The sequence below is a fragment of the Microbacterium maritypicum MF109 genome (assembly GCF_000455825.1).
Taxonomy (GTDB): domain Bacteria; phylum Actinomycetota; class Actinomycetes; order Actinomycetales; family Microbacteriaceae; genus Microbacterium; species Microbacterium maritypicum_A.
On the sequence record NZ_ATAO01000101.1, the window covers coordinates 76,486 to 92,521 of the forward strand.

Below are 16,036 nucleotides of genomic sequence, written 5' to 3' on the forward strand. Positions count from 1 at the left end.
GAATCGCGCACGTGGCTGTGTCCAGGACCTGGCTGCAACCGTTTGCGCGATTCGAAGGACTCCCGCCCGTGGCAGGATAGCCGGGTGCACAGGAGCGAGGTCGTGAGGTGAGCCGCGGGCTCGCCGCGATGCAGGACCGCAACTTCCGCTGGTTCTTCCTCGCCCGGGCGATCACGATGATCGCCGGGTCGATGTCCTCGATCGCCCTCGCCTTCGCGGTCCTGGAGATCGACAACGACGCGCGATCGCTGTCCTTCGTGCTCGCCGCCTTCACGGTGAGCAACATCGTGTTCGTGCTGTTCGGCGGCGTGATCGCCGACCGACTCCCCCGGGCGCTGATCATCCAGGCCTGCTATGTGGTCGACATCCTGTCGATCGGCACGATCGCCGCGCTCCTGTTCACCGGCAACGCCACGATCCCGCTCCTCGTGATGCTCTCGATCGTCAACGGCGCTTCGACGGCGTTCGTGCTGCCGGCGATGCAGGGCATCATCCCGCAGCTCACGACTCCCGAGCATCTGCAGCAGGCGAACGCGATGCTGTCCTTCGTGCGCTCAGCCGTGACCATCGGCGGCCCGATCATCGCGGGCGTCCTGGTGGCGACCGCGGGCCCGGCCTGGGCGATGGTCGTGCAGGCGACCGGATGGGTGATCGCGATCCCGGTGCTGGCCCTGGTGAAGCTCCCTCCCCCGTCGCACGCGGGCGGCACCACGATGTTCCACGACCTCCGCATCGGATGGCGGGAGTTCTGGAGTCGCTCATGGCTGTGGACGATCGTGCTGGCCTTCATGGTCATGAACGCCATCCACGTCGGCGCCTGGGGTGTCGTGGGCCCGTACATCGCGAAGAACAACGATCTGCTCGGCATCACCGGATGGGGCTGGGTCGTGAGCGCCGAGGGCGCCGGCGTGCTGCTGATGACGCTGCTGCTGATGTGGTTCCCGCTGCGACGGCCGCTGCGCTACGGCATGATCGGCATGGCCGCCTTCGCGATCCCCGTGACGATCCTGGGCATGCATCCCGCGGTGGTCCTGCTCGCCATGGCCGCGTTCATCGCGGGGGCGGGGGCCGAGGTCTTCAGCACGGGGTGGAACCTCGCGATGATGGAGAACATCCCCGGCGAGAAGCTCTCCCGGGTGTCGAGCTACGACATGCTCGGCAGCTTCGTCGTGATGCCGATCGGCACGCTCGTGTACGGCTGGCTGATCACACATGCCGACCCCGCGACCGTGCTCATCGCCTCGGGTGCCGTGTACGCGGTGATCGCGCTGGCCACCCTGATGGTGCCGAGCGTCTGGCGGATGGGACGCCCGGAAGCCGCGACGATCTCCGCGTGAACTAGCGGATTCATAGCATCGACCGCGAGACTGTCGGCATGACCTTCGCCGCGCTCCAGCCCCTCGCCGATCGTGCCGCCCTCTTCGTCGCACTCCGTCAGGATGCTCTCTCCGCCGCCGCCGATGCCCTCGGCGAGCACCGCTGGGACGCGGACCTGGCTGCCGGCACGCTGACCTTCACGGCCGACGCCGATCCGTCCCGCCAGCTCGTGGCCCGCGCGCACCTGATCGCGACGATCGCACCGGGACCCCGGTCGCTGCTGTGGGCCTGGGCACACCCGAGCGGCGACCCGCAGGGAGTCGCCGCGCAGCTGCACGCATACGGCAATGAGCACGGCATCGCCGAACTCACCACCGCCGAGGTCGCGTTCCCCGCCGAGGTCTCCGGCGACGACGAATGGATCGCCCAGGCGGCCCACACGGTCGGCGGCGTCGCGGTGGAGCTCACCGGGCGCTCCCCCTACTATTCCGCCCCGGTCGGCAACGGAACACGGGCGGTCTTCCTGCTCGACGCTCCGCTCGCGCCGCTCACGGTGGCCGATGCGGTCATCGCGCTCCCCCGCGTGCTCTCCGCCGCCGTCCTGCCCGATGCACGCACGGCGGTCTGGGACCTCGCCCGCCTCGCGGGCTGGACGCTCACCTGGACCGATGAGGCGTTCTCCGGGGCGACGGTGTCGGATGCCACGGGAACCGCGACGTTCCGCTTCGACGAGCAGGCCCGCATCAGCGGGATCGAGAGCACACTGCACAGTCAGGGATGACCGGGCACAATCAGGGGTGATCGGGCACGCTCAGGGGTGATCGGGCACGCTCAGGGGTGATCTGCCCTGGAGGTGTGGGATTCTGGGCGCATGAAGAACGGAATCGTCCGGTTCGCCGCGCTCTACGTGTTCGACGTCGCCGTGCTGCTGCTGATCGGCCTGCTGCTGCCCGGTGTGTCGGTCGGTCTGAACGCGCTCTGGGCGTCCGTCATCCTGACCCTCGCCGCACTGTTCGTGAAGCCGCTGCTCGCCGGGGCCTTCCGCACGTCGGCCGCGAAGTCCGCCGCCGAGCGCACCAGGACCGGCGAGAAGGTCGTGCAGTACGTCCTGGTGTATCTCGTCGAGCTCATCATCTGGGTGCTCACGGTGTGGCTGAGCGGGGTGCGTGCCTCCGGCTTCTGGGCGTTCGTGCTGCCGCCGCTCGCACTGCTGTTCGGCTGGATGATCTACGACCAGATCGACGATCGGCTGCGGGCGAAGGCGGGCGAGATCTACGATTCGGTGCAGGCACGCGTGCAGGGAGGCGCGAAGGCCCCATCCTCCGCGCCCTCCGCGCCCGCCGCGCCGCCGGAGACGCCGGAGACCCGCGCCGCCCGTGACGAGCTCCGCGACGGGCTGACGCCCGAGCAGCGACGGATGCTCGACGAACTGGGCTGATCCGGGCGGTAACGCGCCCGGAACGAGGAAAGGCGCCCTCCCGTCACCGGGAGGGCGCCTTTCCTGCGCGAAGGGTCGTCGTCAGAGCGACCGTTCGGCCGCTTCCACGACGTTGGTCATGAGCAGCGCGACCGTCATCGGGCCGACACCTCCCGGGTTCGGGGAGATGTAGCCCGCCACGTCGGCGACATCGGGGGCGACGTCGCCGAACACGAGGCTCTTCCCCGTCTCCTCGTCGGTCTCGCGCGTCACACCGACGTCGAGAACGGCCGCGCCGGGCTTCACGTCTTCCGCGCGGATCAGGTGCTTCACGCCGGCCGCGGCGACGATCACGTCGGCCTCACGCAGGTAGCGCGGCATGTCGACGGTGCCGGTGTGCGTGAGGGTGACCGTGGCGTTCAGGTCGCGCCGGGTGAGCAGCAGTCCGATCGAGCGTCCGATCGTGACGCCGCGCCCGACCACCACGACATGCTTGCCCTTGAGGTCGTAGTCGTTGCGCAACAGCAGTTCGATGACCCCGCGCGGCGTGCATGGCAGCGGCGTGTGGATCGGGCTGTTGACGTTCAGCACCAGGCGCCCGAGGTTGGTCGGGTGCAGGCCGTCGGCATCCTTGGCCGGGTCGATCCGCTCGAGAATCGCGTCGGTGTCCAGATGCTTCGGCAGCGGCAGCTGCACGATGTAACCGTGGCAGGCCGGGTCGGCGTTGAGCTCGTCGATCAGCGCTTCGACGTCGGCCTGGGTCGCTTCCGCCGGCAGCTCGCGCTGGATCGAGTTCATCCCGATCGCCTCGGATTGCCGATGCTTCATACCCACGTACAGCTGCGACGCCGGGTCGGCGCCCACGAGCACGGTGGCGATCCCGGGCGTCACCCCCTTGCTCTTCAGCGCGGCGACGCGCTCGGTGAGCTCGGCCCGGATCGCGGCCGAAGCCGCCTTCCCGTCGAGGATCTTCGCGGTCATGGTGTCTTCCTTACGTCGTCACCGCCGAGTGCACGGCCTCCCGTCGAGCGCACGGCTTGTTCACGTCGACAAGCCGTGCGCTCGGCAGTACCCCGTGCACTCGCGAGAGGGAGGTGCTGCGGAATTACTGCTGCAGGTCCGGGTAGAGCGGGAACGCGGCGGCCAGGGCGTCGACGCGGGCGCGCAGGGCCTCGACGTCGGCCCCCGGGAGCAGCGCGAGGGCGATGATGTCGGCCACCTCGGTGAACTCGGCATCGCCGAAGCCGCGGGTCGCGAGCGCGGGCGTGCCGATGCGCAGGCCCGAGGTCACCATGGGCGGACGCGGGTCGTTCGGGACGGCGTTGCGGTTCACGGTGATGTGGATGTCGTGCAGGAGATCCTCGGACTGCTTGCCGTCGATCTCGGCGTCGCGCAGGTCGACCAGAACCAGGTGCACGTCGGTGCCGCCCGAACGTACGGAGATGCCGGCGTCCTTCACGTCCTGCTGCGACAGGCGCTCGGCGATGAGCTTCGCCCCGCGCAGCACACGCTCCTGGCGCTCCTTGAACTCGGGAGTGCCGGCGAGCTTGAACGCCGTGGCCTTGGCCGCGATCACGTGCATGAGCGGTCCGCCCTGCTGCCCGGGGAACACCGCGGTGTTGATCTTCTTGGCGAGCTCGGCGTCGTTGGTGAGGATGAAGCCCGAGCGCGGGCCGCCGATCGTCTTGTGCACGGTCGAGGAGACGACGTGTGCGTGGGGCACCGGGTTCGGGTGCAGACCTGCGGCGACCAGACCGGCGAAGTGCGCCATGTCGACCCAGAGCAGCGCGCCGACCTCGTCGGCGATCTCACGGAACGCGGCGAAGTCCATCGTGCGCGGGTAGGCCGACCAGCCGGCGATGATGACCTTCGGCTTGTGCTCGATCGCGAGGCGACGCACCTCCGCCATGTCGATCGTCGAGGTCTCGGGGTCGACACCGTAGGCGACGATGTCGTACAGACGGCCGGAGAAGTTGATCTTCATGCCGTGCGTGAGGTGGCCGCCCTGGTCGAGGGACAGACCGAGCAGGGTGTCGCCGGGACGGGCGATCGCGTGCAGGACCGCCGCGTTCGCGGAGGCGCCGGAGTGCGGCTGCACGTTCGCGAACTCCGCACCGAACAGGCTCTTGGCCCGCTCGATCGCGAGGGACTCCGCGACGTCGACCTCTTCGCAGCCACCGTAGTAGCGGCGTCCGGGGTAGCCCTCCGCGTACTTGTTCGTGAGCACGGAGCCCTGCGACTGCAGCACCGAGACGGGCACGAAGTTCTCCGACGCGATCATCTCGAGGAAGGTCTGCTGACGCTTCAGCTCGCGATCCAGGACCTGAGCGATCTCGGGGTCGACCTCGGAAAGCGGGGCGTTGAAGTAACGGTCGGTCATGATGACGTGCTCCTTTGACAACGGATTCGAAAGGGGTGTTCCTATCGGCCCAGGCGCGCGGTCGAATTCCGTGGTCAGTCGCTCCCCGGTGGTAGTCCACCCAGACGCCAGTCGCGACGGTTACGAGCATAGCCGATGCGAGCCGCCGCGCACGCTGCCGTCTCATGGCGGGCGCAGAATCGATTCGAGTTCTGCCATTCCGCTGAGCGGCACCGACGGGTAGGTTTTGTTCATGGTCCTTCCTCATCCTCTTCCGCTCGTTCCCGTGCCCGTGTCCGCCGTCGCACGAGAGGGACGGATGCCGATCACCGCGAAGACGCGCGTGCGCGGTTCCTCCCCCGCAGCCGCCCAGCTGATCGACGCGGTCGAGCGCCGCAGTGGCATCCGGCTCTCCGTCGTCGACGAGGCCCTCGCCGACATCGAGTTGATCGTCGACCCGGAATCCTCGGCGCCGGAAGGCTACACACTCGAGATCGGCGATCAGGCCATCGTCGTCGGGGCCGACGAGGCAGGGCTCTTCTACGGTGTGCAGACACTGCTGCAGCTGCTGCGCCAGGACGACTCCGGTTGGGCGCTGCTCCGCGCCGACGTCGCGGACTCCCCGCGCTTCCCGCGACGGGGCGTCATGCTCGACGTCGCCCGGCACTTCTTCGGCGTCGACGATGTGAAGAGGTTCATCGACAGCACGAGCGCGCTCAAGTTCAACCACCTGCACCTGCACCTGAGCGACGACCAGGGGTGGCGCGTGCACATCGACTCCTGGCCGCTGCTCACCGAGCGCGCCTCCGGCACGTCGGCGAACGGCGACCCCGGCGGCTTCTACTCGAAGGACGACTACCGCGAGCTCGTGGCGTACGCCGCCTCGCGCCACATGATCGTGATCCCCGAGATCGACCTGCCCGGGCACACCCACGCGATCGGCGTGGCCTACCCCGAGCTCGTCGAGGCGCCGGTGCTGAACGACAACCTCATCGCGGATTCCGCGCGTCTGGGCCAGCCGTTGCCCGTCGCCGGCGAGACCTACCTCGGCTGGGGTGTCGGCCATTCCAGCGTCCGCATCCACGAGGAACGCACGTACGAGTTCGTGCGCGACGTCGTCCGCGAGTTGGCCGAGATGACGCCGGGGCCGTACATCCACATCGGCGGCGACGAGTCGCTCGGCACTCCCCAGGCCGACTTCGATCTGTTCGCCGCGCGCGCGACCTCGATCGTCGTGGAAGAGGGGAAGATCCCGATGGCCTGGCACGAGATGGGCTCCGCGGCGAACATCGCCGAGGGCACCGTCGGGCAGTACTGGGGGAAGACCACGCCCGAAGGCACTCACGCCGAGGAGGCCGCCCATTTCGTCGAGCGGGGCGGCGCTCTCCTCATGTCGGCGGCTGACGTCACCTACCTCGACATGAAGTACACGGAGGACTTCCCCCTCGGACTCACCTGGGCGGCGATCATCGACGTCCGCTCCGCCTACGAGTGGGAGCCCACCGCGGTGCTCGACGTCCCCGAGGCCGCGATCCTCGGTGTGGAGGCCCCTCTCTGGGCGGAGACCACCCGCACGATCGACGAGGTCGAGCAGCTGGTCTTCCCGCGCGCCGCTGCGCAGGCCGAGGTCGCCTGGTCGCCACGAGAGACACCGGAGCGCACATGGGAGTCGTTCCGCCTGCGGGTCGGGTCGTTGGCGCCGCTGTGGAAGGCTGAAGGGGTCGATTTCCACCCCGCAGACGAGATCCCCTGGAGCGCACGTTGAGCACCCACTCCTCTTCGACCGGTTCGCTGGTCATCCACTCCGCGCGGATCATCGATCGCGGCGACATCGTCGAGGACGGCTGGATCCGGGTCGAGGACGGTGTCGTGACGGCCCGCGGGACGGGATCGGAGTGGACGCCGGCGGACGAGATCGTCGACGCGACCGCCGTCGCCGGCGCGGGCGCCCTGCTCACTCCCGGTTTCATCGACATCCACGGGCACGGAGGCGCCGGTGCCGCGTTCGACGACGGCGTGGAGGCGATCCGCACCGGACGAGACCTGCACCGCGCGCACGGCACCACCCGCGCGGTCATCTCGCTCGTGACCGCGTCGCTGGACTCCCTCGCCCGCAGTGTCGCGCTCATCGCGGATCTGACCGAGACGGACACCGACATCCTGGGATCGCACCTCGAGGGGCCCTTCCTCGACCCCGGGCATCACGGAGCCCACGAACCCTCGCTTCTCCGCCATCCGGCGGCCGCGGATGTCTCCCGCCTCCTGGATGCCGGCCGCGGCACCGTCCGTCAGGTCACCATCGCGCCGGAGCTCCCCGGCGGGATCGACGCGATCCGACAGATCGTGGCAGCGGGCTCTGCGGCCGCCGTCGGCCACACCGATGCGGATGCCGCCATGGCGATCGCCGCGTTCGAGGCGGGAGCCTCCATCCTCACCCACGCGTTCAACGCGATGCCGGGGATCCATCACCGCGCCCCGGGGCCGGTTCTCGCGGCGGCGGCCGATCATCGTGTGGTGCTCGAGGCCATCGCCGACAACGTGCATCTGGACCCGCACGTCGTCAAGCTCGTCTTCGACTCCGCCCCCCGTCGGGTCGCGCTGATCACCGATGCGATGGCGGCCGCCGGGAGTGCCGACGGCCACTACGACCTCGGCGCGGTGAGCGTCACGGTGCGCGACGGCGTGGCGAGGGCTGACGACACCGGATCGATCGCCGGATCGACGCTGACGCAGGACGTGGCCCTGCGGCGGACGGTGCAGGCAGGCGTGTCGCTGCCCGAGGCCGTCCGCGCGCTCACGGAGACGCCGGCACGGGCGATCGGCCGCGATTCCGCTCTCGGCGGTCTGCGCAACGGGATGCTCGGCGACGCCGTGCTCCTGGATGCGGAACTGCGCGTCGCGCGCGTGTGGTCAGGACCCCGGCTGCTCGTCTGAGACGGCGCCGCGCGCGACGCGCAGCTCTGCGCTCTCCGGTCATGCATGTGTGACGGGGCGGGAGGCCGCCGTTCCCCAGATCGGCGGCCTCGTTCCCCCTCGTGAGACGGGCGGCCGGGTTCTCCTCCCCCGAGGATCCCGACCTGCCCGACCAGTGCGAATGCCCCCCGCACCAGTGCCTGGATCCCGCCCCCCCGGTGGGATCCTCACGGCTGTCTCTATGGGATGAGACGACGCTCCTCCCGATTCATTACGCGACTTCTCGAAATTCCTTCGAGAAGTTCTTCCCGATCCTCGGATCGAACGTGCGGGAGGCCGCCGCTCCCCAGATCGGCGGCCTCGTTCCCTCTCGTGAGACGGGCGGCCGGGTTCTCCTCCCCCGAGGATCCCGACCTGCCCGACCAGTGCGAATACCCCCCGCACCAGCGCCTGGATCCCGCCCCCCGGTGGAATCCTCACGGCTGTCTACATGGGATGAGACGACACTCCTCCCGATTCATTACGCGACTTCTCGAAATTCCTTCGTACGAGTTTCGGGGACCCCCGACATCCGGCTCCAGCGGCACCTCTGGCGAACCCGGGCATCGCCTTGGAGTTCCGGGAAAGGGTGGCTTCCCTGGGAGATTCGCGAGAGAATGGAGAAGTCGCGTGATGAGAGGCGCTCTCATGCGTCTCTTCCCGTGGAGGCGCACCTGCGCCCGGCGACAGATGGATGATTGTGCACGAAGAGAACACGACACACGACGAAGCGATCGGCGACGCCGACCTGATCCTCCGCACCCGTTCGGGCGACACGGAGGCGTTCGGTGAACTCTGGCGACGACACTACCCGTCGGGTCTCTCCGTGGCCCGCTCGGTCACCTCGTCGATCGACCCCGATGACCTCGTGCAGGAGTCGTACACGCGCATCTATCAGGCGATCATCAAGGGGGGCGGACCGAACGGGTCCTTCCGCGCCTACCTGTTCACGAGCATCCGCAACACGGCGGCAGGCTGGGGACGCGCCCGCCGCGAGACCGCGATCGATGAACTCGACACCGTCGCCGACCCCGACACCACCGATCAGGCTGCGAGCGAGGCACTCGACCGCAGCCTCACCGCGCAGGCTTTCCGCAGTCTCCCCTCCCGCTGGCAGGAGGTGCTCTGGTACACCGAGATCGAGCAGATGAAGCCGCAGGAGGTCGGCCCTCTCCTCGGGATGAAGGCCGGCGCCGTGTCGCAGTTGGCCTTCCGCGCCCGCGAGGGTCTGCGCGAAGCCTGGATCCAGGCGCATCTGCGCAGCGCCGAAGACGGCTCCGAGTGCCAGTGGACCATCGAGCACCTGGGCGCCTACTCACGTGGCAACCTCAGCACGCGCGACCACAAGCGGCTCGAGCTGCACCTCGATGAGTGCGCTCGATGCATGATCGTCGCGGCCGAGGCGAAAGATGTCTCCAAGCGTCTCGCCCTGGTGCTCCTGCCTCTCGTCCTCGGCGTCACCGGCGCCGCCGGCTACCTCGCCACGCTGCAAGGCGCCGGCACGCCGATCGTCGCGCTGGCGGCCATGCCGTCGAGCATTCCCGGAGCCGTCTTCGCTGGTGACCCCGGTGCTTCACACGCCGCGACGGGCCTCGCCGCGACCGGTGGTTCAGGTTCAGGTTCCGGTGGCGGGGCCGGCGGCTCGGCGGGAGGCACTGCCGGCTCGTCCGCCGGTGCCGGATCCGCGGGTGGCGTGTTCACCGGGATCGGCGCGCTCGTCGGTGTGGGATCGGCCGCTCTGGTGGTGGCCGGTGTCGTCGCTGCCGCCACGATCCTCCCCGGACTCGCCGGTGCCGACCCGGCGACCTCGCTTCCGAGCGCGGGGGACGAGGACCCGTCGTCGATCTCGGCGGACGTCGGACCGGACGAGAAGCTGAGCCTCGACGAGCCCGTCGTCATCGAGCCGCCGGTCACCGTGCCGGAGCAGCCCCCTGCGCCGCCGGCCGCCAACGAGAGTCCGCAGCCCGGCGCCGATCAGTCCGGACCTGCTGTCACTGCTCCGCCGGTGACAGCGCCGACCACGCCCCCGGTCGAGCCGGCGAAGCCGGTCGAACCCGAGAAGCCGGTCGACCCCGTGGATCCGGGCGTTCCGACCGATGTCCCGGAGTGGGCCCTTGCGACGATCTCCGTCACCGACGATCCGCTGGGCCTCACGATCCATTACCGCGTGCCCGTCACCGGCCTGCCGGGGGCGACGGTCGAGGCGCTCCTCGACGGCAGCTCACGCGGTGGTGACCGGATCGTCCTCGACGACACCGGAACCGGCACCCTCAACTTGCGTCCCGATATCGTGCAGTATGTGTTCGCCCGCTCGACCCTGGTCAGCTTCCGGTACATCCTCGACAACGGCGACACCGGACTCTCCGTCACCCCATCACTGTTCGAACTGCAGCCCGCGCGTCCCGGCATCGAGGTTCCGATCGAGGAGATTCCCGCCGAGGAACTCCCTGCCGAAGAGACTCCGCTCTCCGCGTCGCCGGTCGACGAGCCCCTCGTTACCGTCGAGGCACCGGCAGAGGTAGCCCCGGCACCCGTGGAAGCGCCACCGGTCGAGACCGCGCCCGTCGTCCCGGCACCGATCGAGACCGCACCCGTTGCTGCAGTACCCGTCGCTGCAGTGCCCGTCGCCGCAGTACCGACCGCTCCTGCTCCCGTCGAACAGGCACCCGACGCGGAGCCGGCCGCCGGATCCCTGGCGACCGTGGACCCGGCCGCTGCCCCGGCTGAGGACGCCCCCGCCGCCGAATAGACTGGATCCATGTCCTCGGATCCCGCTCCCGTCCCCGGCGTCGACCGCCCGGTCATCACCGCTCTCGACATCGTCCGCGCCGTCGTCCTCATCGTCGCCGTGGCCTCTCTCGCCCTCTGGGGCTTCGCGAGCTGGGACCTTCCCTGGAACGTCGTCATCGGCGTCGGGGCCCCCGTCGTCGTGATCCTGATCTGGGCGCTGTTCCTGTCGCCGCGTCCGGTCCTGCGCGTGCACCCTTTCCTCCGCGCCGCCGTCGAGTTGCTGATCTACGTCGGAGTCACCATCGCCTGGTGGTCGATGGGCCAGGCGCTCATCGGCACGGCCTTCGCCCTCGTCGCGGTGGTCGCCGGTGTGCTCAGCGGCCGACGCGCGCTGTCCTGAGGCTTCTCTCGTGAGCACACCGTCGTGAGCACGCCATCGTGAGCGCCCTCTCCCTCCTGCAGGAATCCCTCGGAGCGCTCGTCGACACCGACGACGCCTCGCTCGAACAAGCCAGGGCCGACCGCTCCGGTCATGCCGCAGTGGGCCGCCCACTCGCCGTCGTCCACGCGGAGCGGATCGAGCATGTGCAGCAGACCATGCGCATCGCCACCGCCACCCGCACTCCGGTCGTGATCCGCGGCGCCGGAACCGGGCTGGCGGGCGCCGCGAACGCAGGAACCGGCGAGATCGTGCTGTCGCTGCGCCGGATGACAGCGATCAACGAGATCCGTCCCGATGATCTGCTCGCCGTGGTCGAGCCCGGAATCCTGAACGCCGACCTCAACGCCGCACTCTCCGAGCACGGGCTGTGGTGGGCGCCCGACCCCGCCAGTCGCGACATCTCGACCGTCGGCGGCAACATCGCCACGGGCGCCGGCGGTCTGCTCTGCGCCAAGTACGGCGTCGTGCGCGACGCGGTACTCGGGGTCGACGTGGTGCTCGCGGACGGGCGGCTGATGCACCTCGGGCACCGCAGCGTCAAAGGCGTCACTGGACTGGATCTCACCGCACTGATGGTCGGCTCGGAAGGAACGCTCGGAGTCGTCGTCGGGGCCACCCTGAAGCTGCGCCGTCTCGTCCCCGGCGAGATCTGCACCGTCACAGCGACCTTCCCCGGCGTACGCACCGCGGCCGCCGCCTCCGCTGCCGTCACCGCTGCCGGCGTCCAGCCGGCGATCATGGAGCTGATGGACGCCGCGAGCCTCTCCGCCGTGCATGCTCTCCTCGCGCTCGCTGTTCCCCCGGAGGGCGCGGCCCAGCTGACCATCCAGACGGACGGCCCGGCGGCTGCCGCCGAAGCGGACACGATCGCCGCGATCCTGCGCGATCACGAGGGGGCGGTGATCGTCTCCCATGACCGCGACGAGGGCGAGCGCCTCCTCGCCGTCCGACGGTCTATGCACACAGCGATGGCATCGCTGGGCACGACGCTGATCGAAGACGTCTCGGTACCGCGCAGCGCCATGCCGGCGATGTTCGACGCGATCGCGCGCATCGAGCGCGAGTACGGCATCGTGATCCCGACGGTCGCCCATGCCGGCGACGGCAACCTGCACCCGAACTTCATCTTCGAGGGGACGGAGACGCCGCCGCACGTGTGGGCGGCAGCAGACGAGCTCTTCCGCGCCGCCATCCGTCTCGGCGGCACCCTGACAGGCGAGCACGGCATCGGAGTCCTGAAACGGCGCTGGCTCGCCGAGGAGTTGGGTGACGACCAATGGCAGCTCCAACGTCAGATCGCCGCCGTGTTCGATCCGCTCGGCATCCTCAACCCCGGAAAGGTGTTCGCCTCCGATGCCTGACATCCATGTGAGCGCGGCGGTGATCGTCGATGAGTCCGGACGCGTGCTGGTCGTCCGCAAGCAGGGCACGACCATGTTCATGCAGCCGGGCGGCAAGCCCGAGGCTGGCGAGTCCGCCGCGCAGACGCTGATCCGCGAGCTCGACGAGGAACTCGGGCTGGTCCTCGACGAAGCCGACCTCGAGCCTCTCGGCACGTTCGTCTCCGCGGCAGCGAACGAACCGGGGCACCGGGTCGTCGCAGAGGCTTTCGCGACCTCCGTCGACCCCGGGGCGGTGAGTGTTCAGGCAGAGCTCGCCGAGCTGCGGTGGATCACCCCGGCCGACGTCGCCACGCTTCCGCTGGCGCCGCTGAGCGTCGAGCACCTGCTCCCGATCGCCTGGCCAGCGCCGGCGAGCTGAGCGCGCCGGCGCGGCGCTAGGGCAGGCCTCAGATGCCCTGCCAGGCGGGCTTGTTGGCGAACGTGTAGCGGTAGTAGTCGGCGAGTGCGAGGCGCGACGCCGCGGCTTCGTCGACCACGATCGTGGCGTGCGGGTGCAGCTGGATCGCGGAACCGGGCAGGAGAGCCGTGAGCGGTCCCTCGACCGCTCCGGCGACGGCCTCGGCCTTACCCTCACCGAAGGCGAGCAGCACGAGGTGACGCGCCCTCAGGATCGTTCCGAGCCCCTGCGTGATGCAGTGCATGGGAACGTCGTCGATCGAGTCGAAGAAGCGGGCGTTGTCTTCGCGCGTCTGCTCCGTGAGCGTCTTCACGCGAGTGCGGGACGCGAACGACGATCCGGGCTCGTTGAAGCCGATGTGTCCGTCCGTGCCGATGCCGAGGATCTGCAGGTCGACGCCCCCGGCGGCATCGATGGCCGCCTCGTAGTCATCGCCCGCGTGCTGGATCGTCGCCTGCGCACCGTTGGGGACATGGATGCGCTGCGGGTCGAGGCCGAGCGGCTCGACGACCTCACGGGTGATGACGGAGCGGTAGCTCTCCGGGTGCGCGGGGTCGATCCCGACGTACTCGTCGAGGGCGAAGCCGCGCACCTGCGAGACGTCGTGACCCGCGAGCTGCGTGCGCAGCGCCTGGTACACCGGCAGCGGTGTCGATCCGGTGGCGAGGCCGAGGACCGCATCCGCACGACGCGCGATCAGCTCCACGATCTCGGTGGCGACCAACGCACCGGCAGCCTCGGCATTCTCGACGATGACGACCTCAGCCATGGGGAACGATCTCCTTCTCGGTGATGGAAGCGCCGACGAGTGCGGCGCCGAATGCGGCGGCGGGAGAACCCGCGGGGAGCAGTTCGATTCTCTCATCCAGGCGGAGCGACCGCATGAACGGTGACGCCTCGGCGCCCGCGTGCAGGGCGGCGCGGATGCCGTTCTCGAGCCGGTCTCCGAGAGCGGTGAGTCCTCCCCCGATGACCACCGTCTCGACGTCGGCGGAGAGCACGAGAACCCGCACGGCGGCTGCGGCTCCGTGGTAGAGGTCGTCGCGAAGGGAGAGTGCCAGCGGATCGCCGGCGTCCGCCGCGTCGAAGATGTCCCGGATCGGCAGCGCACCGGGGCGACCCCACGCCTTGGCCAGCGCGCCCCCACCGCAGAAGGTCTCGACGCAGCCGTGCTGTCCGCAGCCGCACAGTCGTCCACGCGGATCGACCGAGAGGTGACCGACCTCGCCGGCCGTTCCCCGCGCGCCGCGCCAGATGCGCCCGTCGATCACGATTCCGGCGGCGACGCCCGTTCCGAGGTTCAGGTAGGCCATGGACCCGGCGACTCCGCTCAGCACCGCGGCTCCGAGCGCCGCGGCCTTCACGTCGTTCTCCACCCGGAAGGGGACACCGAGTGCACGCTCGGCCGTGGCAGCGAGGTCCAGGGACTCCACCCCGAGGTTGACGGCGTGATCCACGCGGCCGGCCTCGGCGTCGACGAGTCCGGGGATCCCGATCCCCACGGATCCGACGTCGTCGAGGGCGAATCCGCTCTCGACGGCGAGGGCGGTGACCGCCGCGACGATGCTCTCGACGACGGCGTCGTCACCCCAGCCGGTCGGTCGGCGCAGTCTCCCCCGGATGTCTCCGGACGGATCGACGGCGACCGCGTCGATCTTCGTACCGCCGACGTCCAGGCCCACTCGAATGGGCCGACCGGAGCGGTCGGCACTGCCGGCACCCATCATCGGATGCTGCTCCCTGCCGTGACGGTGATGGTGGCGTCGACGATCACGACACTCCCAGCTGTCCGGAGAGCACCATGACGGCGGCTCCTCGCAGGACGATGTCCTCCTGGTGCGTCAGCCGCACCACGACATCCTCGAAGACGCCCTCGAGGGTCCGCGCGTGCAGCGTCTCGATGGCGGCGTCGATCAGGATGCCGTCGAGCAGCTCGGCCGGTCCGGAGAGCACGACCTCGGAGAGATCGAGCGCCGCGACGATCGGGGCGACCGCGATGGCCATCCGCGTTCCGGCATCACGGAGGATCTCGTCTCGCGCATCGGGGTCCGCAGCGATCGCCGCGCCGAGGCGGCTCACGCTGAGCCACGCTTCGAGACAGCCGTCCTTGCCGCACGCGCAGCGCGGTCCGCCGTCGGTTCCGACCACGACGTGACCGATCTCCCCTGCGGCGAAGCGGCTGCCGAGCAGAGGCTGGCTGCCGGTGATGAGACCGGCGCCGACGCCCTTGCCGATCTTGATCAGCATGAAGTCGGCCTTGGCGTCACCGAAGGTGTACTCCGCGAGCACCGCTGCGTTGGCGTCGTTTCGGGCGAGGACGGGAAGGTCGAGGTCGACGCCGAGCTTCGCCTCGAGCGGGAAGTTCGTCCAGCCGAGGTTGGGCGAGCTGAGGACGAGGCCATCGGGACGCACCACACCGGGCGTGCCGATTCCCACACCCAGCAGAGGCTGGGTCGATGCGGCGACGAGGGCGTCCGCCAGCTCACGCAGTGCCGCATAGGCCGCCTCGCCGTCGGGCGATGCGGGGCGGGCCACCTCGCGCCGCTCGAGCACATCTCCGTCGAGACTCAGCACCGCACCGGTGAAGGCGTCCGGTCCGGAGAGGTCGAGACCGACGATCTGATGCCCGAAGCGGTCGATGTCGATGAGGATCGGCGGCTTGCCGGGGCCGACGGCCTCACGGACGCCCATCTCGATCACGATGCCGTCGGCGATGAACTCTGCGACCAGGTCGGAGATGGTGACCCGGGTGAGTCCGGTCTCCCGGGAGAGGTCGGCACGACTCATCGCGCCGGCGTGGTAGAGCGTCTGCAGCACGAGGGCGCGGTTGTGCCCTCGTGCGTGCTCGGGCAGCACCTTGGATCGTGAGCGCAGGTGGCGCCCGGGGCCGAAGGCGTGCGCATTCGCACCGACGTACTCTGACGGCGATGCGGAACGCTGTTCATCCGAAACGGACATGTTTGTTAGTAGACCTTACGAACAAAATTTGCGCAACCTCTACCCGCGGACGCGCGAGCAG

Annotated in this window: 14 protein-coding genes and 1 riboswitch; of the genes, 9 read left to right on the forward strand and 5 right to left on the reverse strand. The window is 69.6% G+C overall.

Annotation, left to right across the window (positions count from 1 at the left end; genetic code table 11):
* Window positions 1–107 precede the first annotated feature (107 nt).
* From L687_RS26540 to L687_RS26550, 3 genes are all read left to right on the forward strand, one after another.
* Window positions 108–1,337, forward strand: a complete 1,230-nt coding sequence (locus L687_RS26540; RefSeq protein WP_021198831.1) for an MFS transporter — start codon at window positions 108–110, stop codon at window positions 1,335–1,337.
* Window positions 1,338–1,375: 38 nt separating this feature from the next.
* Window positions 1,376–2,098, forward strand: a complete 723-nt coding sequence (locus tag L687_RS26545) for a DUF6882 domain-containing protein (protein ID WP_021198832.1) — start codon at window positions 1,376–1,378, stop codon at window positions 2,096–2,098.
* A 90-nt stretch (window positions 2,099–2,188) separates the two neighbouring features.
* Window positions 2,189–2,755: a hypothetical protein gene (locus L687_RS26550; protein WP_021198833.1), complete on the forward strand. Its 567-nt coding sequence runs from the start codon at window positions 2,189–2,191 to the stop codon at window positions 2,753–2,755.
* Window positions 2,756–2,836: 81 nt separating this feature from the next.
* Here L687_RS26550 and L687_RS26555 read toward each other — a convergent pair whose 3' ends face one another.
* Together L687_RS26555 and glyA are read right to left on the reverse strand one after the other, a co-directional pair.
* Window positions 2,837–3,715 (reverse strand): bifunctional methylenetetrahydrofolate dehydrogenase/methenyltetrahydrofolate cyclohydrolase, encoded by an 879-nt coding sequence (locus L687_RS26555; protein WP_021198834.1) that lies wholly within the window; start codon window positions 3,713–3,715, stop codon window positions 2,837–2,839.
* A gap of 124 nt (window positions 3,716–3,839) precedes the next feature.
* Window positions 3,840–5,114: a serine hydroxymethyltransferase gene (glyA, locus tag L687_RS26560; protein ID WP_021198835.1), complete on the reverse strand. Its 1,275-nt coding sequence runs from the start codon at window positions 5,112–5,114 to the stop codon at window positions 3,840–3,842.
* Between the two features lie 40 nt (window positions 5,115–5,154).
* A riboswitch (ZMP/ZTP riboswitch) is annotated at window positions 5,155–5,239 on the reverse strand.
* Between the two features lie 107 nt (window positions 5,240–5,346).
* Between glyA and L687_RS26565 the strand changes: the two genes are divergently transcribed.
* From L687_RS26565 to L687_RS26585, 6 genes are all read left to right on the forward strand, one after another.
* A complete protein-coding gene (locus L687_RS26565; RefSeq protein ID WP_031206828.1) occupies window positions 5,347–6,858 on the forward strand; it encodes a family 20 glycosylhydrolase in 1,512 nt (503 codons plus the stop codon).
* Window positions 6,855–8,027 (forward strand): N-acetylglucosamine-6-phosphate deacetylase, encoded by a 1,173-nt coding sequence (gene nagA / locus L687_RS26570; RefSeq protein WP_021198837.1) that lies wholly within the window; start codon window positions 6,855–6,857, stop codon window positions 8,025–8,027. The genes L687_RS26565 and nagA overlap by 4 nt, the downstream gene beginning before the upstream one ends.
* A 718-nt stretch (window positions 8,028–8,745) precedes the next feature.
* Entirely contained in the window at window positions 8,746–10,794 is a 2,049-nt protein-coding gene (locus tag L687_RS43230; protein WP_021198838.1) for a sigma-70 family RNA polymerase sigma factor, read from the forward strand.
* A 9-nt stretch (window positions 10,795–10,803) separates the two neighbouring features.
* Window positions 10,804–11,175, forward strand: a complete 372-nt coding sequence (locus L687_RS26575) for a YrdB family protein (RefSeq protein ID WP_021198839.1) — start codon at window positions 10,804–10,806, stop codon at window positions 11,173–11,175.
* A 38-nt stretch (window positions 11,176–11,213) separates the two neighbouring features.
* The gene (locus L687_RS26580) at window positions 11,214–12,578 is read left to right on the forward strand and encodes an FAD-binding oxidoreductase (protein WP_021198840.1); all 1,365 of its coding nucleotides are present in this window, start codon (window positions 11,214–11,216) and stop codon (window positions 12,576–12,578) included.
* Window positions 12,571–12,978: an NUDIX hydrolase gene (locus tag L687_RS26585; protein WP_021198841.1), complete on the forward strand. Its 408-nt coding sequence runs from the start codon at window positions 12,571–12,573 to the stop codon at window positions 12,976–12,978. The genes L687_RS26580 and L687_RS26585 overlap by 8 nt, the downstream gene beginning before the upstream one ends.
* Window positions 12,979–13,006: 28 nt before the next feature.
* Here L687_RS26585 and nagB read toward each other — a convergent pair whose 3' ends face one another.
* Genes nagB through L687_RS26600 form a run of 3 tightly spaced genes read right to left on the reverse strand, consistent with a single transcriptional unit; the run spans window position 13,007 to window position 15,975 of the window.
* Window positions 13,007–13,786, reverse strand: coding sequence for a glucosamine-6-phosphate deaminase (gene nagB, locus L687_RS26590; protein WP_021198842.1), 780 nt, complete (start codon window positions 13,784–13,786; stop codon window positions 13,007–13,009).
* Window positions 13,779–14,744, reverse strand: coding sequence for an ROK family protein (locus L687_RS26595; RefSeq protein WP_021198843.1), 966 nt, complete (start codon window positions 14,742–14,744; stop codon window positions 13,779–13,781). Before L687_RS26595 ends, nagB begins: the two co-directional genes overlap by 8 nt.
* 43 nt (window positions 14,745–14,787) lie before the next feature.
* Entirely contained in the window at window positions 14,788–15,975 is a 1,188-nt protein-coding gene (locus L687_RS26600) for an ROK family transcriptional regulator (protein WP_021198844.1), read from the reverse strand.
* Window positions 15,976–16,036: the final 61 nt, after the last annotated feature.